Raw genomic sequence first — 20,900 nt, 5'->3', positions numbered from 1 at the left:
ATGAAAGTTATTTTGAAAACCTTTAACTAAGTAACCTTAAAATAACTAATCCTGAATAACTAATCCTTACCTAACTAACATTCAACCTTCAAACTAACTAAGAGTTAACCTTAAACCTTAAACTAACTAACCTTAAACCTTAAACCTTAAACCTTCAATTTTAAACCTTAAACCCCAAAAAGCACCCTTTTTAATAAAATAAATAATGATTATAATTTGGAATATATTAGCAATTTTTAGGAAAGAATTACAGGGCTATTTTGCTTCACCATTCGCTTATGTTATCGCCGGTGTATTTTGGTGGCTGTCTGGCTCCTTTTTTGTAGAAATTCTTTTGGATCAAGAGGGTATTATTAACCAAGTTGCAACGGCAGAACAATTGGGTTTACCGATACCACCAGTGGATGTTGCCTATGTATTTTTGCGTCAATTCTTGGAAGTGATGGGTTCACTGTCGTTATTTGTGTTACCAATTCTGTCCATGGGACTCTATGCTGAGGAACGCAAACGCAGGACTTTGGAGCTTTTGGCCACTTCTCCACTAACGAATTGGGCTGTAGCCGTAGGTAAACTCTTGGGAGTGGTAACATTTTATAGCTTTATGGTGCTACCCTTACTTGCCTATGAAGCGATCGCATTTAGTGCTACAGACCCCCCGGTTCAACCTGTGCTACCGTTACTAGCCCACGTCGGATTAATTTTACTGGCAGCATCGGTGCTTTCTCTGGGGATGTTCATTTCTTCCCTAACTGATAGCTCAATTTTGTCAGCAATCCTCACCTTTGCTCTGGTTTTAGGACTTTGGGTGATTGATTTGATTGCTAAAAATGTTAGTGGACCCCTTGGGGAAGCCTTAGGTCATTTATCGTTGCTGGAAAATTATAAAAATCTGATTCAGGGTGTTTTGGATACTAGTAGTATAATTCTGTTTTTGAGTTATATCTTTATCGGTATTTTTCTAACTGCTCAGTCTATTGATGCATTGAGATTTGAGCGTTCTTAGTATGTAAGCATATGCTGATATCTGATAACTGATAGCTGATAGCTGATAGCTGAATGCTTTCCTCAAAACCTGACAATTTTTTACAGCAATTTATGACATCGAACTGAGGCTAGTCATTGTCAGTTAAACAACACCAGAAAAAACTGAGACAAAAACTGAGACATTTTGCTCTTGTCTTCCCAGTAGTCTGAAATTATAGAAACTTCAGGGATAGGCAACTATTGACCTAACACCCCTGACTGGTTGTATCCTGTCCGGTGCTCGGTGATAGTCTTCTTTAGCCCAAATCTGGACAGTTTTATATTTTAGATACAGACATATACAGAAATTCTGTGTATAAGAAAACTGCTGTTTTCTGTGTCACGATCCCCAAAGGAGTAGATTATGAGCTTTCACACTGGAGAGATTGCTGTTCAAACTCGGGCTGGGGTAACCGAAGAAGCTGAGAAACTCAGCTCGATGATTACTCCCGTGATCAAAACTGCTGCTCAGATGCTCCTGACAACCCAACAATTAGCGATCGCTAGTAGTGTGGATACCAATGGCTTGGTTTGGGCATCACTGCTGACTGGTAAACCTGGTTTTGTCCGAGTTTTAGATAATCAAACTGTCGAGATTAACTGTATCCCTATCGATGGGGATCCGTTGTACGAAAACTTGGCGAAAAATGGAGTACTGGGACTTCTGGTGATTGACCTAACTACCCGTAAACGCTTGCGGATGAATGGCTTGGGTAGAGTAGAAGGCAAAGGGCAGATTGTGATGCAGACCACTGAGGTATTTTTCAACTGTCCCAAATACATCCAGCTGCGTCATCTAGAGACTGATATCCCTGAGTCAACGCAGCCTGAAATTCGCAGCTTTGAGGCTTTGACCACAACCGAGCAAGACTGGATTACCCAATCTGATACCTTTTTCATTGCCAGTTTCAATCCAGAAACTGGCGCAGATGCCTCTCATCGGGGTGGATATCCGGGATTTATCCAGGTGATCAGTGATCATCAGCTAGTGTTTCCCGATTATGCTGGCAATAATATGTTTCAAACCCTAGGTAACCTGACAGTGAATCCCCGTGCTGGTCTGCTGTTCATCGATTTTGAGCGAGGCAATACCTTACAACTGACCGGAACAGCCGAGGTGATTTGGGATCAGTCACAATTCACTACCGTTCCAGGAGCGCAACGGTTAGTGGAGTTTCATATTGAGCAGGTCTTAGAGACAACTAATGCTAGCCCTATACGCTGGCGCTTTGGAGAGTATTCTCCCGCTAATCCTGCTGTTAAGAAGGAGAGTCTTACTACTTAACTCTGATTCCTTTTGTTTTGAGAGTGATTAGTCTAATTAGTGGATTATAAGTATAAACACGACGAAAACTAAGTGTAATCACTGAGGCATTAGGATCTAGTGGTTGTTTTAAGGTGATAGAACCTTTAGTTGGTATCCTAGAAGGCATCACTGTTCCATCCCAACTAGAGCCTGAATAACCTCTATAAGTATTTCCTAAATTATCAACGGCGATAAAATCGGAAAATCTGCTATCTTTATTAGTGTAATTATAAGCTTTAAAATAAATTTTTAATTGGCCATTTTTCCACTTTTCTAGTTTCTCGACAACGAAGCGAGCGCCATTAACTTTTGGGGATGACCAATAATTTATAAAAACTTGAGGTATTTCGTTTTGCCATTCAGCAATTAATCGTTGTGCTTCTTGATAAGATGGCGTAGCGTTATGAATCCGTTTGGCGATGGATATTGCTTGACTATACTGTCGCTGATTAGCATAGTGATTTGCCTTGATGATCAGCTTTTCTCCTTGTATTTCTAATTCAGCAGCTAGTCTTTCTAATTCAGCATATTTTAGTTTTGTTTCAGCAGTTTTAATAATTTGGATTGCTTGGTGCTGGAAACGTTCAGCCTTAACCTGTGCTGCCATTGCTTTGGCTTGTTGCCATTTACGTTTTTTTAGGTCTTGTTGAGCTTTTTTAATTAAATTTTGATCACTTTGCCATTCTTTCCATTGAGTAATTAACGTTTGTGCTTCTTCGTAACTATTACTCTCAGCAGGTATTTTTTTTGCTTCAGTAATTGCTTTATATATAAGTCGAGAGTTATCTACTAGTTTAGTTGCTTTATTTAGTTGTGCTACAGAACAGTCATTTAAGAGGCATATCGATTTTTCATTGATGCTCAAAAACTCCGGAACGTCTTGAGCTAAGTTAATACATTTTTCATAGTCTCCATTTATCAAATGCTGTTGGATTTTACTTACTACTAGTTGCTCAATTTGGTTTAATCCATAGGTAAGACCTAACCCTAAAGTGATTACAGTAACTATAGCATAACTTAGTCGTTTATTCAGGTTATTTACTTTGAGATTGTTGCTAAACTCGGCTAGTACTTTTCTTTGAATTGGCTGTGGGGATGGAACCGATTTAAAAATACGTTCTAGATTGGCAAGACGCTTTTTAGGGTCAGGTTCTACCATCTTGTCTAGGTAGTCAAGAAATTCTTTGCTATAACCTGAAGCTAAATGCCTGAATTTTAGACGATGATTGCTTAAATCAATTAAATTACTAATTTCAGCCGTTTTAATTCCCGTAACCAAACAAATAAGTGTCACTCCTAAACTATAAATATCTGATGCTTTATTGAGGGGTTGATTATATAATTTTTCTGGTGGCATAAATCCAGCTGTGCCAGCCATCGTAGTACTTCCATAAATTGAACCATAGGCAATTTTAGCTAAACCAAAATCAATTAAGTAAACCCGCATTTTGTAATCTAACAAAACATTTTCTGGTTTAATGTCTCGGTGAATTATCGGATTATAAAAATGTTGGATATAATCCAAAATTTCGAGAATTTGAACTGCAATTTGCTGAATTTGCTCTGGTGTAAAGCTTGGGTATGCAGACAAAGGTTGAGCGTTTTTGTACTCCTGTACCAAACAAACACCACCCTCAGGAGCAAAGGAGTCAAGATACCGAGGAATCCTAGGATGGTGTAACTGTTTTAGTACCTTAATCTCACTTTCAATAGATTGGTAACCATGCCAGCTACTGTTAGATTGAGCAAATTGAAATAGCTTAATTACAACTTTTTGCTTAGTTTGAAGATGGATGGCTTGATAAGTTACTCGACCACTGTGATAGTTCTGACCTAATCGTTTTTTGACTTGGTAGCCATAGTTAGAAAAATCAGGAAATTCGCTCATTGAATGTAGGTTTGTGCATCAGTTATAAAATGTATACGCTTTATATTACTCCAACTTAAACAAAATAATAACGGATTGAATTTTAAGTAATTGACACCCCAAGTCTATTTAGAGTTTGGGGTGATAGTGACCTGAAAGCTAGAGCTGGTAAGTATTGTGGAGCAATTGTAGTCCCCATAAATTTTATACAAACCTTATATTCAAGCAAAGCCTTTATACAAAGTTTACAAAAAAACTATGAAGGATAATCTTTTTATGGATAAAAATAGTGTAAACTTATTTACCAATTTATACACCCAACTAATACACCCAACTAATAGTGTGGCTGGATGTGTGGAATGACTATAGCAAAGGAAATAGGGAATAGGGAACAGGGAGTAGGGAGTACGGAATATGGCATCAAAAATTATCACAATTCCTACACGGCTCCCTAGACTGAGTGCTGAGTGCTGATAGCTGATAGCTGATAGCTGATAGCTAAATAATTAGGACTTATGAAAATTAGTTATTTTAATTTTCGACTCTATAGCGATCGCATTACTACCGTCTTAAGTTCCATCGGATGCTCTCAAACAGCCGCTACGGGATGCTCAGCGCTGCTACGCGATCGCATTACTACCGTCTTAAGTTCCATCGGATGCTCTCAAACAGCCGCTACGGGAACCCAGGATTACCCGGTGAAGTTCCATGGGATGCTCTCAAACAGCCGCTAGGGGAACCCAGGATTACCCTGTCAAACCCCCTAATGCCTAACGCCTAAGCCTAATGCCTAATACCTAGGGGGTTAAGCTGAATGCTTACAATCAGTAATGATAGTTGCAGCTGCCGTGAGGTTTGAGATGAAGACAAGCAAAACCAAGAAGTATCTCCTTTACCTTTTCTGGCTCGGGCCACTACTGACCATGGCGGGAATCACTGTCAGGATTATGACTGAAAAATGGTCCCCAGACGCATTAGGGTTACTGATTGCTGGTATTGTCATTAGTCTTGTGGGGCTAGTATTTTTAGCCCAGTTGGCTCCGAAATTCTGGCAAAGCCGTTCTACCCAAGTCGGAACCAATGCTATTATTTCTACCTTAGCTATGTTAGTGATTTTGGGGCTGATTAACTTTTTAGGGGTGCGCTATACCCAACGGATCGATTTCACAGAAAATAAGTTATATACTCTGTCACCCCAGTCCCAGCAAGTGGTGCAAAATTTACGACAGCCCCTTAAGGTTTGGATCTTTAATCCACAACCCAATCCAGATGACCGAGAGTTGTTAGAGAACTTTCGTCGGTATGGGTCAAACTTTGAATTTCAGTTTGTTGACCCTCAGCTAAAACCAGCACTAGCTCAGAAATTTGGTGTTCAGTCTATCGGAGAAGTTTATCTACAATATAAAGACAAGCAACAATTATTGCAAGCTGTTAATGATACCCAACCTCTGTCAGAAGCTAGTCTTACTAGTGGTATCGAAACCCTGACTCGGGAAATTTCGGTTAGGGTTTACTTCCTCCAAGGTCACGGAGAAAAATCCTTAGCAGAAGTAGAAGGGGGATTATCTGAGGCAGTACGTGTTCTAGAGGATAAAAATTTTACGGTTCAACCCCTTAACCTAGCTGAACGCTCAGAGGTTCCAGCCGATGCATCAATCGTGGTTAGTGCAGGTCCGATGCGACCATTATTAGAAAAAGAAGTCAAAGGGTTACGTAACTATCTATCTAAGGGTGGTAGCTTACTATTGATGCTCGACCCTGATACTAATCCTGAATTGGATAGCTTTCTCAAAGACTGGGGAATTAAGCTAGACAGTAGGTTAGTGATTGACCCGTCTGCTCCAGAACGTTCCTTAGTGCTTGGTGCAGCAACTCCCATGGTCACCAGCTACGGGAATCATCCCATTACCACGGAATTTGCCGACGGATTTTCCTTTTATCCCTGGGCGCGATCGCTCTTAATTACCCCAGTAGATGGTATCCAGGAAACTCCTCTGCTAATTACCAATGACAGAACTTGGGCTGAGAGCAATCCTAAACAGCAGCCACTGGAATTGAATCCAGAAAGCGATCGCCCTGGTCCGTTAATCCTAGGTGTAGCATTAAGCCGCCAAGCGGAAGGGATTGATCAAGCTACTCCTCAAGAGGATGGTAACAAAAAGACCTCTTCATCTCGTCTAGTAGTCTATGGTAACTCTACTTTTGCCACCAATGGTTGGTTTGATCAGCAATTAAATGGTGATGTTTTTCTCAACACCATCAGCTGGTTAAGCAAGCAAGATGATCAAGTCCTATCTATCCGCCCTAAAGAACAAAACAATCGACGGATTAACCTAACAGCAATCCAGGCTGAGTTACTGGGTTGGACTGCCCTGTTACTTATGCCCTTAGTCGGGTTTACCACAGCTGGGTTGGTATGGTGGCAACGCCGTTAGTATTGATAACTGATATAACTATAGGAAAGGGAGTAGGGAACAGGGAACAGGGAATAGGGAGTAGGGAGTAGGGAGTAGGGAATATGGGATCAAGAATTTTTAGAATTCCTACACGGATCCCTATCAACCTATCATAATCCTATAAACTTATGACAATTATACAAGCTAGTCACCTATCTCTAGAAGATGTGCATCATACCTTTGGCTTTCAACGGCAATACAATAGTTCATTAACTTCCCGGTTATCCCTAGACACTATTACTGAATTTGAGCAACGGGAATTGGAACAAATTCGGACTGATTTTGATAATTACTTAATCGCGGGTAAAGTATCTGAAGGACTGGTAAAAGCCCTAACTGTTTTTCCCTTACTGCGATTAGCTGGCTTCTATCGCTCTCCAATAAAGATTTCCTTGGAAGAAGAGATTGCTGATATTGATATTCAAGAGCAGGATACCAAAATTACTGGCAGACTAGATATTCTAGCAATTAACAAAGCTCAACAGACAGTAGATAAAGTATCGTTTTGGGTCTTAGTTATCGAAACTAAAAACAGTAGTGCTGACGTATCCGTCGGGTTACCTCAATTACTGACCTATGCCTATAAGAGTTTAGACCATCAAGACTCAGTTTGGGGACTATCGACTAACGGATACATTTATCAGTTTATTTATCTCCAAGCTGGCAATCCTCCGATTTATCAGTTGATGCCAGTATTAAACCTGATGGAATCGGAGTCATCGATTAAATTACTACAAGTTATTAAAGCTATAGCGCTTCTATAGCATTTCCATTTGATTTGTGAACATACTCCCTAGCGACTATGTTCGCTCTCCAAATCGATTCAATAATTCTAGTCGAGACAAATGTAAGAGTAGGGGGGTAAATTCTTCTGGAGAGAGTGCCATCAATGGCTCAATAATTCCCAGCAGTTCCTGGTCTAGTTCACCAAAACGGCTACGCAATAAGTAGGTGACCATACTACGGCGTTCGTTTTGCCTACCTTGGACTAGTCCTTCTTGTTTGCCCTCGACTAGTCCCTCTTGTTTGCCTTGCACTATTCCTTCTTGTTTACCTTGCACTATTCCCTCTTGTCTGCCAAGCTCGGTAGCCAATTCCAGTCGTTGTTGATATATCTGAGATAATTGCATGATTAACTCCCGGTCATCTTCCTCAAGGTTTTGATTTTGTTTGATACGTGCGTCTAATATCGCCAGCATGTCATATACTAATTCTAGGATATTGTCTTTGTGCTGACTCCCGTTCGGTAGGGATTTCAACTCCTCAATTGCTTGCTGTTGCACTCTACCTCTACCGAGAATTCTCAACCATAAGGTTTCCGGGGTCACTGGTAGTTGGTGAATCGCCACAATCGCCGTATACAAGGATTTCCCCAGAAAGTACATCCCCTTGGGATAATTAACTAGATCTGGTTGAAAATTAAAGCTTTCTAAAAACTCTTCCGAAGCGGTTGGGGAAAGAATCCATAAACGAGGCAGTTCTGTCACCCTAACTTGGGCATTAGCCCGCTTAGCCTCACGGAAAACTTGATCATGAACCTGGGCCAGTTTACCGATACAACTGAGGACTTCAAATTGAGTAACTGGGTTGCGGAACGGTTCAAACATTACAGGGGTTGTCACCAGTTTTCCGAGTAATCCCAGGCTTTGTCCATTGGTGGCTAGTGCCTGGGATGGCAAAAAGTAAACATCAATTTCTTGAACTTCCCCAGGCACTTCCCAGTTCGTTTCTACCTTCCCCAGGGGGTCGAGGAGTTTTTTAAGACATTGGATGGGCTTTTGGTCATGGACGTTTCTGGTCATGGAACACCCTCAGGACTATTGATTTAATTAGTATTTAATTACGAGTTAAGTAATAAGCGGATGATCGAGCTAGTCAACCGGCACGACATTGGGGATTAATCACCTAATTTCGCTCTCCAAATCGAGTCAATAATTCTAGTCGAGACAATTGTAAGAGTAGGGGGATAAATTCTTCTGGAGAGAGTGCCATCAATGGCTCAATGATTCCCAGCAGTTCCTGGTCTAGTTCACCAAAACGGCTACGCAATAAGTAAGTGACCATACTACGACGTTCGTTTTGCTTGCCTTGGACTAGTCCTTCTTGTTTGCCCTCGACTAGTCCTTCTTGTTTGCCCTCGACTAGTCCTTCTTGTTTGCCCTCGACTAGTCCTTCTTGTTTACCTTGCACTATTCCCTCTTGTCTGCCAAGCTCGGTAGCCAATTCCAGTCGTTGTTGATATATCTGAGATAATTGCATGATTAACTCCCGGTCATCTTCCTCAAGGTTTTGATTTTGTTTGATACGTGCGTCTAATATCGCCAGCATGTCATATACTAATTCTAGGATATTGTCTTTGTGCTGACTCCCGTTCGGTAGGGATTTCAACTCCTCAATTGCTTGCTGTTGCACTCTACCTCTACCAAGAATTCTCAACCATAAGGTTTCTGAGGTAACTGGCAGTTGGTGAATCGCCACAATTGCCGTATACAAGGATTTACCCAGAAAGTACATCCCCCTGGGATAATTAACTAGATCTGCTTGGAAATTGAAGCTTTCTAAAAACTCTTCGGAAGCGGTTGGGGAGAGAATCCATAAACGAGGCAGTTCTATCACCCTAACTTGGGCATTAGTTCGCTTAGCCTGACGGAAAACTTGACCATGAACCTGAATCAGTTTACCGATACAAGTGAGCACTTCAAATTTACTGACTGGGTTGCGGAAGGGTTCAAAAATAGCAGGGGTTGTGGCCAGTTGTCCGAGTAATCCTAGGCTTTGTCCATTGGTGGTTAGTGGCTGGGATGGCAAAAAGTAAACATCAATTTCTTGAACTTCCCCAGGCACTTTCCAGCTTGTTTCCACTTTCCCCAGGGGGTCGAGGAGTTCTTTAAGACATTGTTTGGCAAATTGGTCATGGACGTTTCTGGTCATGGAACACTTTAAAGACTATCGGAAAGGGAGTAGGGAATAGGGAATAGGGAGTAGGGAGTAGGGAGTAGGGAGTAGGGAGTAGGGAGTAGGGAGTAGGGAGTAGGGAGTAGGGAGTAGGAGAAAATTATCTTTAACTCATAATTATTATAACCGATAATTAGGAATTTGTGATTCCAAAAAAATACAGCAAAAAACTGTAATAAGTTTTTAAAAACTGACCATAAAAATCAATACTTATTTCGCATCACCCCAAAAATTTATCGGATTTCTTTCCTACTCTTACCTATTCCCTGTTCCCTATTCCCTATTCCCTGTTCCCTACTATTTATAAGTGTTCAACCGAAAATGAGATAAAATAGAGTGGGTGCAGAATGCCAGCTCGGATGAACCGTTCCATGTTCCAACCGCAGCTTGGTACAGAATAGGGAAAAAACTCTACCAATATAAAAGTAAGATGACCGATTTACAAACGTTTTACCGAGCGACCAACCCCAGTAAAACCTTAGCGGTGGACAATGAGGAGGATCGCAAGTATTACATTGATTTATCTTCAGTACGCGGCGGTCAGATTATTGAAAAACTTAGAAAAAAGATTGCTATCTTTTCACCTAATCAACCTACCTGTGAACTGTTTACTGGGCATATTGGCTGCGGCAAGTCTACGGAGTTGCTCAGGTTAAAGGTGGATTTAGAACTGTCAGGATTTCATGTGGTTTACTTCGAGTCTGATCAAGACTTGGAAATGAGTGATGTTGATATCAGCGATATTTTACTGGCGATCGCTCGTCGAGTCAGTGAAAGTCTGGAAAGTGCTGGCATTAGCCTTCAACCAGGGTACTTCCAGAGGTTATTTGGTGAAGTCAAAGATATCTTAAAAACACCGATGGAGCTATCGGAGGTAGAATTCTCTGTAGGGATTGCCACCATTACCAGTCAAGCGAAAGCTAGCCCTAAGCAGCGGGATAAGTTGAGAGGATATCTAGAGCCTCGAACCAATGGACTTATTGAAGCCATTAATCAAGAGGTGCTGGAGCCTGCTATCAAGAAATTGAAACAGACCGGGAAAAAGGGACTAGTAGTTATTGTTGATAACCTTGACCGGGTGGATTCTATTCAAAAGCCCTTTGGTCGTCTTCAGCCAGAATATTTGTTTGCGGATCGAGGATCACAGTTGGGGGGACTGCACTGTCACGTGGTTTACACTATTCCACTGTCACTGCGGTTTTCCAATGACTTTGGGATGGTGACTGAACGGTTTATGACCGACCCCAAAGTCCTGCCAATGGTACCTGTGCATTTACGGGACGGTAGTAAACATGAACAAGGAATGGCACTGCTGCGACAGATGGTGCTGGCAAGAGCATTCCCAGATTTACAGCCAAACCAGCGTCTGACTAAAATTACAGCAATTTTTGACAGTGCTGAAACCTTAGACCGTTTATGTAGTGCTAGTGGCGGTCATGTGCGGAATTTGCTTCGGTTTCTCAATGATTGGATCATGGAGGAAGGAAAACTACCCCTTTCCCGTAATGGTCTAGAACGTATGATTAAGGCTCAGCATCATAAACTTGTGTTAGCGATCACTGATGATGAATGGGATTTACTGCGTAAAGTAGCTAAGGATAAGAAAGTGACTGGAGATGATGGATATCAAATCTTAATCCGCAGTCGCTTTGTTTATGAGTATTATGATCAAGAAGAACCTTGGTTTGATGTTAATCCGATTTTGGCAGAAGCTAAGGAACTACAGCTATGAGTGCCTCCGATAAAACCAAAGATGTTGCTGCCTACAACGAGCGTGCGTTGCAAAGATTGGCTTGGGCAATTGAAGCTTCTCAGGGGCAATTTTCACTGATTTTTGCACACTGTAACTATACCTATGTACAGCAGCAAATGACTGAGCGGCTGCTAGAAACTTGTCCTGTTCAAATCCGCGAGGTTGTGCTGAAAAAGTCTGATAGCAAACTTTATCGCAAGATTCGGCAGGATTTAGGAGATCAGCACCCAGGGGCTGTGATGGTCTTTGGCTTAGAGGCTGTTGATGATATTGATAGCTTGCTGGCTGCTACTAACCAAGTGCGGGAAGAGTTTCGGAAAAATTTCCATTTCCCCCTAGTGCTGTGGATTAATGATCAGGTTCAAACCAAATTGGTTCGGGTTGCTCCTGATTTCGAGAGTTGGGGCACAACTAGGGAGTTTCAAACCCCTCCTGATTCCTTATCTTATGAATTAATCTATACTCTCTCTCAAAAAGCTAAGGAGATCTTGGCTACCTTTCCAGACTCTGATCCTGACAAATTTTTGTATGATCTGAATCGGGGGATAGATGATCTATCAGAATTTGAGTCAGCTTGGCAAGATTTACACCATCATAACCAGGATATAGAGCCAGAGTTAGAAGCTAGTTTTTACTTGATGGTAGGTCGCAATTACTATGCTAAACAACAGTTTAAAGAATCCTTAATTTACTTTCATAAAAGCTTAGAGATATGGCAAAGACTAACCCGCATCGATTGGCAAGGGATGGTTTTATTTCATATCGGTTTATGTCCTTATGATGGAACAACTGCAGGAAAAAATTTAGTTGAACAATGTATTGATAGTTTAGCTCAGATATCTGATCAGGATTTAGCTAACCGATTGATTACTCAATTTGCCAGAGTCTTGCAACGCTTACAACGATGGGAAGACTTGGAAACCTTAGCCCAAAGGTCTCTAAGACTCCATAGAGCCAAGGGTAATTCAATTGAGTTAGCTAAAGATTATGGTTTTCTGGCGGAGGTAGCTTTAGCCAAATCAGCTTGGACTGAAGCTAAGGGATTAGCAGAGCAAGCACTCTCCATCCTGCCAACTAGTTTGTCAGCTGAATCAACAGTCACTTCATCGGAACATAAAGCCAAATTAGATGGGATGTCATCTGTTGATAAAGCTTGGTATTTATTATTATTAGCAATAGCAGAAAATGGTCTTGGTAACTATCAAGAGAGTATCAAGTATCTCCAGAGATCTAAAGCAGAAACTCAAGCCCATTATGCTCCAGAGCTTTATATTATGATTTTGGCAAGCTTGCGAGAAGCATACTTTAAACAGGGTGACTATTTAACTGCTTTTAGAGTTAAACAAAAACGAATATCCATTGAGCAACAGTTTGGCTTGCGAGCCTTTATAGGTACAGGGAGATTAGAGCCAAAACGAAGGAGAGCAAATTCTCAACTTCCAGCCTTTGAGCAGACTGAAATGGTTGCAGACGAAATCATCGCTTCTGGCAGACAACGCGATATCAATAATTTGCTTGAAAAAATTGGCAAACCTAATCATAAATTAACCGTCCTTTATGGTCCATCTGGGGTAGGAAAAAGTTCTTTAATCTATGCAGGATTAGTTCCAGTTCTCAAGCAGCGAGCTATTGGTCAGCGAGATGTATTGCCAATTGTCATGGGAGTCTATACTGACTGGGTCAGAGAGTTGGGCAAATTATTGGCAGAGGCTCTACATACAAGAGGCTTTAGTGCATCTATTAATTCCGAATCAGTCAACAGTATTTTGGAAGAGTTACAAGAAAATTATAACATAAATTTGTTAACAGTTTTAATTTTTGATCAGGTTGAAGAGTTCTTTTTACGCTTTTCAAATCGAATTGAAAGACAGACTTTTGCAAATTTCATAAAAACATGTATAGATCAAATACCTTATCTTCATATAGTCTTCTCGCAAAGAGAAGATTCTTGGCACTTTTTGTTACTCTTAGAGAGGCTAACTAAAATAGAAGCGATTGACGATCGAAATAATCGTTACTATTTAGGTAATTTTCATCCTCAAGAAGCTCGTATTATTTTTGAAAAGTTATCTAAAAATAATCAGTATTATTTAGATAAAGATTTAATTAATGAGTTAGTCAAAGATTTAGCAGGAGAGCTAGGGGAAGTTCGTCCCATTGAGTTGCAGATTGTAGGATCACAATTGCAAGAAGATAAAATAACTAAACTGGTTGAATATCAAAAAATCGGTTATAAAGAAAAGCTATTGGAAGAATTTTTAAATGGAGTTATTAAAGACTGTGGTAAAGAAAATGAACGTAATGCAGAACTATTTTTATACTGTCTAACAGATGAAAATAACAATCGAATACTCAAGACTAAAGCAGAATTATACTCCAATATATTGGAAGGGATAAATGAGACAGAAAACCTAGATTTAATATTAAATATTTTAGTTAAATCGGGATTAGTTTTACGTGTGCCAGAACATCCGAGTAATCGCTATCAATTGGAACATGACTATCTCGTTACTTTTATTCGCAGACGACAACAAATTGCTGAATCTGCTGAATTACGTACTGAGTTGGAACAGGAGAGAGAACAGCGAAAACTTATCGAATTCAAGCGGAATCAGATATATAGAAGGGCACTCGTTGGCTTAACTACAGCAATAATTTCTCTATCAGTCTTAGCCTCCTTGACATTGAGAATAGCCAAAAAGAATCAAATTATTACCCTTACTAAATCCTCAGAAGTTCTTTATAGTGTAAATAGGGAGTCACTTGATCCTCTAATAGCAGCTTTAAGAGCAGGAAAACAACTTAAATCAGCAATTGGAGTAGGAACCGATACCCGCACTCAGACTTTAGCTGCATTACAGCAAGCCCTTTATGGAGTCAGAGAGCGCAATCGTTTAGAAGGTTATGACAGTTGGGTTAATAGCCTCACTTTTAGTTCTGATGGTGAAATCCTTGCCACTGGCAGTGCTGATGGCACCGTCAAACTCTGGAATAGAGATGGTAAACTACTAAATACCCTCCAGGGACATACAGATATAGTCAATAGCGTAAGTTTTAGTCCTGATGGTAGAATCCTTGCCACTGGCAGTGCTGATGGCACAGTTAAACTCTGGCATAGAGACGGTAAATTACTCAAAACCTTCGAGGGAGATGAAGCTGGGGTTACAAGTATCGGTTTCAGCCCTGACGGTGAGCTTATTGTCATTAGTAGTAGTGACGGAATAGTAAGATTGTGGGACAAACAAGGCAACCCAATTGGGCAACCCTTTCCAATACAGAACACTGATATTACGAGTCTCAGTTTCAGTCCTGATGGTAAGGTGATTGCCAGTGGTAGTCGCAACGGAATAGTAAGATTGTGGAACAGAAAAGGCAACCCAATTGGGCAACCTTTTCCAGCACAGAAAGCTGGAGTCACAAGTATCAGTTTTAGCCCTGATGGTCAGACCCTTGCCACTGCTAGTCTGGATGGAGCTGTTAGACTTTGGAATCTTCAAGGAAAGAAAATTCTTACTCTCCAGAGTTCTGGTGCCACAATCAGCACCGTTAGCTTCAGTCCTGATGGTAAGACAATTGCCACTGGCAGTTTAGATGGAATTGTTAAGCTCTGGAGTCGGCAAGGTCAGGAACTCCAAATCTTGCGGGGTCATAAGAGAAGGATTATAAGTATGAGCTTTAGTCCCGATGGCAAAATTTTAGCCACCGGCAGTAGAGACTTTACTGTCAGACTCTGGAGCGTTGAGGGCTATGATCTCGAAACCCAAACCCTATTTGGGCATCAGGCTGCGGTTGATAGAGTCAGCTTTAGTTCCGATGGTAACTTAATTGCCAGTGCTAGCTTCGATGGAACTGTTAAAGTATGGAAACGAGACGGTGCACTAGTCAGTACCTTAAAAGGACATAAAGGTGCAGTCATAAGTGTTAGTTTCAGCCCTGATGGTCAAACCCTTGCTAGTGCTGGTTTCGGTGGAGATGTTCGACTTTGGAAATTAAGTGGTGAACCAATAGCCATTTTCAAAGGACATGAGGACTGGGTAAATAGTGTAAGTTTTAGCCCAAATGGCAAATTCCTTGCCAGTGCTAGTTTAGACGGAACGATAAGACTATGGAGTCTCGACGGTAAACTAATCACAACTATTTATGCCCATAAAGGTGATGTTTACAGCGTCAGTTTCAGCCCTGACGGAAAAACTCTTGCTACTGCTGGTAGAGATGGAACCGTAAAATTCTGGGATGTGCAGACAGGAGTGGAAATCCGCACCCTTTTAGGACATGATAACTGGGTCGATAGCGTCAGTTTCAGCCCTGACGGAAAAACTCTTGCTACTGCTGGTAAAGAGGGAACCCTAAAACTCTGGGATGTAGAGACAGGAGCACAAATCCTTACCCTTCAAGGACATAGCGGGGAAGTCAATAGCGTCAGTTTCAAACCCGACGGTATCACACTTGCCAGTGGTAGTAGTGACGGAACCGTGAAACTCTGGTCTACAGACGGTCAACTACTCCAAACCCTCCAGAATAGTGGTGCTGGGATCAATAGTGTTAGCTTCAGCCCGGATGGCAAGTACCTTGCTTCTGCTAGTGATAATAAAACTGTAATGTTATGGAATATCAATAATATCGATCTAGCTCTAAATAATCTAGATGAGCTACTGCGACGTGGTTGCGATTGGGCTGGGGATTATCTGAAGAATAACCCGAATGTAAGTAAAAGCGATCGCACTCTTTGTGAAGGCTAGCTGCTGTTGGTTATTTTCTACAAAAACATTGCAATATCTACAAAGATGAGTTAGACTTTAAGCATAGATTTAATTCCATTAAAGATACTTTGTAACTTAAATTAAAGCCGATAACCAAGGTTTTGGTAGTTACGTTAATTGTCCAGAGTGGAGTTTCATTTATGCGCTAAGCCGGGCTTTGTCTGGGTTTAGCCTTGGGAGATACCCCCTGGCTGCGAGAGCAGCTTGCATTAGTGGGCTAAAATCTGCAAAGTAGATTTTGGTAGCTAAAAAGTATCGGCATCAACTAAAACGCGATTGACCTTGGCCAAAAGACCACGCTACGCGAATGGTCACGCTTCGCGAACGCACTGGTACCAGTGTGATTAATCCTAAAAAGCGATCGCATAAACCTCTGAGCCTCGTGGACGAACCTCTGAACCTCGTGGACGAACCTCTGAGCCTCGTGGACGAACCTCTGAGCCTCGTGGACGAACCTCTGAGCCTCGTGAACGAACCTCTGAGCCTCGTGGACGAACCTCTGAGCCTCGTGGACGAACCTCTGAGCCTCGTGGACGAACCTCTGAGCCTCGTGAACGAACCTCTGAGCCTCGTGAACGAACCTCTGAGCCTCGTGAACGAACCTCTGAGCCTCGTGAACGAACCTCTGAACCTCATGGTCGAGAAAATGCGATCGCGTTTGGCCAAAAGGCCAAACGTGATCGCACTCCCCTCCTCGGACACTTCTGTTTCCCTACAAAAGCCCCAAACTCTGATTAGACCTAAAACCAGGAAAGATTTGGGCTAAATTCGAGTCTCCAATCTCCATATGTTCCCTGAGCACAGGCATCAGCACCTCACGAAAATCCGTAGTTACGGCTAAGTCCCGTTTTTCATACAACTGGGATTCCGCCAAACCGGGCCACTCTCCATAGACCTTACCACCGCGAACGCCTCCACCCAAGATCCACATCACATTCCCGTGTCCATGGTCAGTACCCTTGTTACCATTCTCTGCCAGGGTACGACCAAATTCTGACATGACCACAATCACAGTATCGGCATAAATCGGTTCTAAGGCTTTGACTAGAGTAGCCAACCCTTGTCCAATAGGCTTAAGTTTTCGAGCCAGCTGTCCTTGACTACCGCCCTGGTTAACATGGGTATCCCAGCCACCTAAGGCCAAAAATGCCAGTTGGGTCTTAGCATCCCCCACCATCAGCTTGGCTAATTTGCGGCTATCACCAACAAATTTAGAGGAAGGTGGTGCTCCCCGGTTAGCTGCCATCATTTCTTCCTTTAGCTCAGCCAGCAGTATCTTCCGTGCCTCACTTCCTTCCTGATAAGCCCGATTAATAGCATTATTACCACGATAGAGTTGATCAAAAGCAGCATCAATTTGGGGACGGTCTACAGGCAGCTTGTGATTATAATTTCTCCCCATCGGTAAATTAGCCACTGGCATCTGACCCGATAGAATCCGTGGGGTTGTGGTGCCCATATTCACGGCTTGAGTTGGTATTTCCTTGGGAATCGTCCCTAATAGTCGATTCATCCAGCCATCATCTGTACTCTTAATGCCTGGGGTGCCACTTTCCATGTAATCCTGAGCATCGAAATGGGAGCGATTGGAGTCTGGTGAACCACTGGCGTGAACAAAGGCTAAACTTTTCTGTTTCCAAAGAGGCATGAGATCAGCTAAAGCTGGATGTAAGCCAAAGTAACCATCTAAATCCAAGACTCCCCCTTTTTCGCCGGTGCGAGGAATGGCAATTCTCGGTCGCGCTTGGTAGTAATCAGCATCTTGGTATGGCACAACTACATTCAATCCATCTATGCCACCCCGCAGAAAAATAACAATCAATCGCTTACGGTGATTAGTATTTGCCGTATTTGCTAATCCTCTAGCTACCCAACTTCCCATAGAGATAAGTCCCCCAGCAGTTAGAAGGCTAGCTTGTTGTAATAATTTGCGTCTTTTCATGGTTGGTTTTTATAGCATAGGGAACAGGGAATCGGGAATCGGGAATCGGGAATCGGGAATCGGGAATCGGGAATCGGGAATCGGGAATCGGGAATCGGGAATCGTAGGAAAGAGCTTCGAGGAGTTTTTGGTATTATAATAAATTAATATTATATAATTTGCTTTTATAAAAATAGCAAATTTATTAAAATTTGATTTAAAAGCATATTTTTTAAATGGCTATTTAAACATCAAAAATTATAATTAATCATTCATACTTCATACTTCAAAAAGTATGGTGCAATCAATTTTATTCCCCCAACTCCCGACTCCCGACTCCCGACTCCCGACTCCCGACTCCCGACTCCCGACTCCCTAATAGATTACCGATACATCATTTCTGGACTCCCTAAAATCAAGGCGGCCCGTAGCTTAGCTGGACTAGTGTCGATGACTTCTTTGGTTTGGTCAGAAAAGTGATTAGCTAGGGTTTTCCTGAGTTGGACAGCATCCACAGGTTTACGCTTTTCTTTAGGTTGACGCTGCTCGAAATTACCATTGGCTAATGCGGTGGCAAAGCTGACCCGGCGAATCATCCCATCTGGACTGAGCCAAGCCTTCTCAGTATTTTTGTAACCATTGGGAGTTGGACAGCCGTAGATGGGCATTCCTAGCTGACGGATAATACCAGAGAGGGTTTTCCATTTGGGCTTTTTACTGCCTGTAGCTCGCACTGCTGAGATGATGTAGTGATAGGGGGATTTAAATTTACTGTTGTAATACTGAGTGTCCCAAAATTCAGGGCTTTGAAATAGGGTTTTGAGAACCTTACGAATATCCCCATCGGTCTTCAAAAAGCGTTGGGCTAGAGTGTCTACTAGCTTTGCTGGTGGCTGATCAGCTACAAAGTACTGGGCTAATTTGTAGCTAATGTAATGGGCGGTGGAGGGATGACGAGCTAGGAGGTCTAGCGCTTGCTCTCCCTCTAGGCTGCCGCTACCTGGAATCGGTGTACCCAGCAAAACCTTATCACTGTAATCATGGCGCTTACTTTCGTAATAAAATCCTCTACTGTCACCGTACTTACCCTCACGGTCAGTAGTCCAGCCAGTCAAGATCCGCGCTAGGGTAATTACATCCTCTTGGGTGTAGCCACCATCTACTCCTAGGGTGTGGAGTTCCATCAGTTCCCGAGCATAGTTTTCATTAAGCCCTTTGTATCGACCACGAGCTCCTGGACTTCCTGGTGCAGTGTTTTGGTGGTTGTCTAAATAGACGAGCATGGCGGGATGGTGAGCTGTAGCACCTAACAAATCCCGAAAACGACCAAGGGCATGGGGTCTAATGGCATCTTGTTCAAAGGAACTAACCCAGATCCGATTCAATCCCTTGCTATCAAAAACATTGAAGTGGTTGAACCAGAAGTCTACCATTACTTCCTGAAGCTGTTGAGGGCTAGCGATCGCTTTGATTAAACGGGCTTCTAATCCCTGCTGCCTAGGTATTTGCGATCGCTTTTGAGCCTGCTTCCGTTGTTGCTGAGTCAGCTGCCGTTTCTTTTTACCTTGTGGTGGTGCATAGCCTTTCCATAGCTCCACTGGATTCAGTTCCAGGGTATCCAAATTCTTGAGTTGTTTCCTCAGTTGTGGCGGTTCAGGAATAGATTCTGGGGAAAGTTGGGACTGAATATAAGCATCAACTCCCATGGATTTCACCCGTTCGATGTCCCCAGGGCGAGGACCAAAACTAACGCGATTGAGGACATGCAATACTTTCGGGTCAGTGGATAAACTGGCAGCGTGCCAAGGCTTGGGTAGTGCCCAGAGGAGGATGACTGCCAAGATTAGCCCTAAGAGCCAGTAGACAGGCTTAAGGTTCAATTTTCCCAGATACATTGGTTTTAGGGAGTAGGGAGTAGGGAGTAGGGAGTAGGGAGTAGGGAGTAGGGAGTAGGGAGTAGGGAGTAGGGGGAAGAGTTTTATTAGTAGTGGTTTCACCGCACGGGGAGGGGGGAGTGGAAAAAAATCCTGTGCACCTCACTCTTGATGAGAGATGAGAATTGCACTTGATTAGTTACTAAACACTGAGGGATCTGGCCAGTGGATGATCAGCCACAATTGCCGTTGGCAGTGCCTTTGGTACACTGGTCTGGATGCAACTGCTGACCTTCATCCTTTTCTTCATACTAATGGGATCTCATTTGCGATTGACCTTTGGTCACGCTACGCGATGAAGCTTCGCTTCCGCTAAAAGCGATCGCATGGTGTAGCAGCAGCAAAGTCTGGCAACGATCAAGCCCATCCCATCACTAGATGTTCAGCCGTTGCTCAGCCCGAAAATACCGGAAGTAGGGTACTTTACCTAACTCTGTTATCGCTTCAAGCATTAGAATATTAAGAATTGTGTCTAACTCTTGCTAGAGATTAGTCAAGAATAGATGCAAGACATCAGCAATTCTTAATATTCACACCCAAAAGAGAAACAAAATGGCAAAACATACTAAAGCTTTCATGTCCCGAACCGTAAAAAAGAATGAGCCTACTGGGGTCAAGTATATGACCAAAAACCAAATGGAGTACTATATGGGTGCCAAGCTTATAGAAATTGGGGTTGAGCCGAAATCAGCTATTTATCGATGGTCAGTAGAAAGCAAAGAAAACGATAACCACGAAGTTTGGACTTACGCAGCCTACTGGGGAGATTCCAAAGAGCAACTGTTGCAAGAGGAGCAGGCATCAAAAGAGAACTGATATTCCATTTCCATTGGGATTGGCAAGAGCCAAGAGTGTGGGGAGAGGGGGGATTCCTCTTGCCTACTCCCTACTCCCTACTCCCTACTCCCTACTCCCTACTCCCTAT

The 20,900-nt window shown here is 42.4% G+C and carries 18 protein-coding genes; 11 read left to right on the top strand and 7 right to left on the bottom strand.

Annotated elements, in window-relative coordinates; translation table 11 throughout:
- Window positions 1–202 precede the first annotated feature (202 nt).
- Both F6K51_RS10890 and F6K51_RS10885 read left to right on the top strand, forming a co-directional pair.
- Window positions 203–1,003, top strand: a complete 801-nt coding sequence (locus F6K51_RS10890) for an ABC transporter permease (protein WP_293020297.1) — start codon at window positions 203–205, stop codon at window positions 1,001–1,003.
- Between the two features lie 384 nt (window positions 1,004–1,387).
- A complete protein-coding gene (locus tag F6K51_RS10885) occupies window positions 1,388–2,308 on the top strand; it encodes a pyridoxamine 5'-phosphate oxidase family protein (RefSeq protein ID WP_293020235.1) in 921 nt (306 codons plus the stop codon).
- On the opposite strand, the gene F6K51_RS10880 is transcribed toward F6K51_RS10885, so the two are convergent.
- Window positions 2,301–4,217, bottom strand: a complete 1,917-nt coding sequence (locus F6K51_RS10880) for a serine/threonine-protein kinase (RefSeq protein ID WP_293020233.1) — start codon at window positions 4,215–4,217, stop codon at window positions 2,301–2,303. The two genes, F6K51_RS10885 and F6K51_RS10880, sit on opposite strands and share 8 nt — an antisense overlap.
- Window positions 4,218–4,711: 494 nt before the next feature.
- Between F6K51_RS10880 and F6K51_RS10875 the strand changes: the two genes are divergently transcribed.
- Both F6K51_RS10875 and F6K51_RS10870 read left to right on the top strand, forming a co-directional pair.
- A complete protein-coding gene (locus F6K51_RS10875) occupies window positions 4,712–4,930 on the top strand; it encodes a hypothetical protein (protein ID WP_293020231.1) in 219 nt (72 codons plus the stop codon).
- A 96-nt stretch (window positions 4,931–5,026) separates the two neighbouring features.
- Window positions 5,027–6,631, top strand: coding sequence for a Gldg family protein (locus F6K51_RS10870; protein WP_293020229.1), 1,605 nt, complete (start codon window positions 5,027–5,029; stop codon window positions 6,629–6,631).
- Here F6K51_RS10870 and F6K51_RS10865 read toward each other — a convergent pair.
- Window positions 6,594–6,758, bottom strand: coding sequence for a hypothetical protein (locus F6K51_RS10865; RefSeq protein WP_293020227.1), 165 nt, complete (start codon window positions 6,756–6,758; stop codon window positions 6,594–6,596). The two genes, F6K51_RS10870 and F6K51_RS10865, sit on opposite strands and share 38 nt — an antisense overlap.
- 22 nt (window positions 6,759–6,780) lie before the next feature.
- Between F6K51_RS10865 and F6K51_RS10860 the strand changes: the two genes are divergently transcribed.
- Window positions 6,781–7,416 carry a restriction endonuclease subunit R gene (locus F6K51_RS10860; RefSeq protein WP_293020225.1) on the top strand — a complete coding sequence of 212 codons (636 nt, stop codon included), beginning with the start codon at window positions 6,781–6,783 and terminating at the stop codon, window positions 7,414–7,416.
- A gap of 36 nt (window positions 7,417–7,452) precedes the next feature.
- Here the strand turns inward: F6K51_RS10860 and F6K51_RS10855 are convergent, their stop codons facing one another.
- Both F6K51_RS10855 and F6K51_RS10850 read right to left on the bottom strand, forming a co-directional pair.
- Window positions 7,453–8,454: a hypothetical protein gene (locus tag F6K51_RS10855; RefSeq protein WP_293020223.1), complete on the bottom strand. Its 1,002-nt coding sequence runs from the start codon at window positions 8,452–8,454 to the stop codon at window positions 7,453–7,455.
- A gap of 103 nt (window positions 8,455–8,557) precedes the next feature.
- Window positions 8,558–9,583 (bottom strand): Yae1 family protein, encoded by a 1,026-nt coding sequence (locus F6K51_RS10850; RefSeq protein WP_293020221.1) that lies wholly within the window; start codon window positions 9,581–9,583, stop codon window positions 8,558–8,560.
- A gap of 454 nt (window positions 9,584–10,037) precedes the next feature.
- On the opposite strand from F6K51_RS10850, the gene F6K51_RS10845 reads away from it, so the two are divergent.
- From F6K51_RS10845 to F6K51_RS10835, 3 genes are all read left to right on the top strand, one after another.
- Window positions 10,038–11,339 (top strand): AAA family ATPase, encoded by a 1,302-nt coding sequence (locus F6K51_RS10845; protein WP_293020295.1) that lies wholly within the window; start codon window positions 10,038–10,040, stop codon window positions 11,337–11,339.
- Window positions 11,336–16,099, top strand: a complete 4,764-nt coding sequence (locus F6K51_RS10840; RefSeq protein ID WP_293020219.1) for a hypothetical protein — start codon at window positions 11,336–11,338, stop codon at window positions 16,097–16,099. Before F6K51_RS10845 ends, F6K51_RS10840 begins: the two co-directional genes overlap by 4 nt.
- A gap of 328 nt (window positions 16,100–16,427) precedes the next feature.
- Window positions 16,428–16,886, top strand: coding sequence for a hypothetical protein (locus F6K51_RS10835; protein ID WP_293020217.1), 459 nt, complete (start codon window positions 16,428–16,430; stop codon window positions 16,884–16,886).
- Here the strand turns inward: F6K51_RS10835 and F6K51_RS10830 are convergent.
- On the bottom strand, window positions 16,833–18,062 hold the full coding sequence (locus F6K51_RS10830) for a DUF1501 domain-containing protein (protein WP_293020215.1): 1,230 nt from the start codon (window positions 18,060–18,062) through the stop codon (window positions 16,833–16,835). The two genes, F6K51_RS10835 and F6K51_RS10830, sit on opposite strands and share 54 nt — an antisense overlap.
- Between F6K51_RS10830 and F6K51_RS10825 the strand changes: the two genes are divergently transcribed.
- Complete coding sequence (locus F6K51_RS10825; protein ID WP_293020213.1) at window positions 18,061–18,201, top strand: hypothetical protein; 141 nt, start codon at window positions 18,061–18,063, stop codon at window positions 18,199–18,201. The two genes, F6K51_RS10830 and F6K51_RS10825, sit on opposite strands and share 2 nt — an antisense overlap.
- Window positions 18,202–18,424: 223 nt before the next feature.
- Here F6K51_RS10825 and F6K51_RS10820 read toward each other — a convergent pair whose 3' ends face one another.
- Both F6K51_RS10820 and F6K51_RS10815 read right to left on the bottom strand, forming a co-directional pair.
- Window positions 18,425–19,936 (bottom strand): DUF1800 domain-containing protein, encoded by a 1,512-nt coding sequence (locus F6K51_RS10820; protein WP_293020293.1) that lies wholly within the window; start codon window positions 19,934–19,936, stop codon window positions 18,425–18,427.
- A complete protein-coding gene (locus F6K51_RS10815) occupies window positions 19,911–20,081 on the bottom strand; it encodes a hypothetical protein (RefSeq protein WP_293020211.1) in 171 nt (56 codons plus the stop codon). The genes F6K51_RS10820 and F6K51_RS10815 overlap by 26 nt, the downstream gene beginning before the upstream one ends.
- A 63-nt stretch (window positions 20,082–20,144) precedes the next feature.
- Between F6K51_RS10815 and F6K51_RS10810 the strand changes: the two genes are divergently transcribed.
- Window positions 20,145–20,291 carry a hypothetical protein gene (locus F6K51_RS10810; RefSeq protein ID WP_293020209.1) on the top strand — a complete coding sequence of 49 codons (147 nt, stop codon included), beginning with the start codon at window positions 20,145–20,147 and terminating at the stop codon, window positions 20,289–20,291.
- A 236-nt stretch (window positions 20,292–20,527) separates the two neighbouring features.
- Window positions 20,528–20,791, top strand: coding sequence for a hypothetical protein (locus F6K51_RS10805; RefSeq protein ID WP_293020207.1), 264 nt, complete (start codon window positions 20,528–20,530; stop codon window positions 20,789–20,791).
- The last annotated feature ends 109 nt before the right edge of the window (window positions 20,792–20,900 follow it).

Source organism: Moorena sp. SIO3I8, assembly GCF_010692325.1.
Classification (GTDB): domain Bacteria; phylum Cyanobacteriota; class Cyanobacteriia; order Cyanobacteriales; family Coleofasciculaceae; genus Moorena.
The sequence above is the reverse complement of the archived record's forward strand: the minus strand, read 5'-3'. Positions and strand labels throughout refer to the sequence as shown.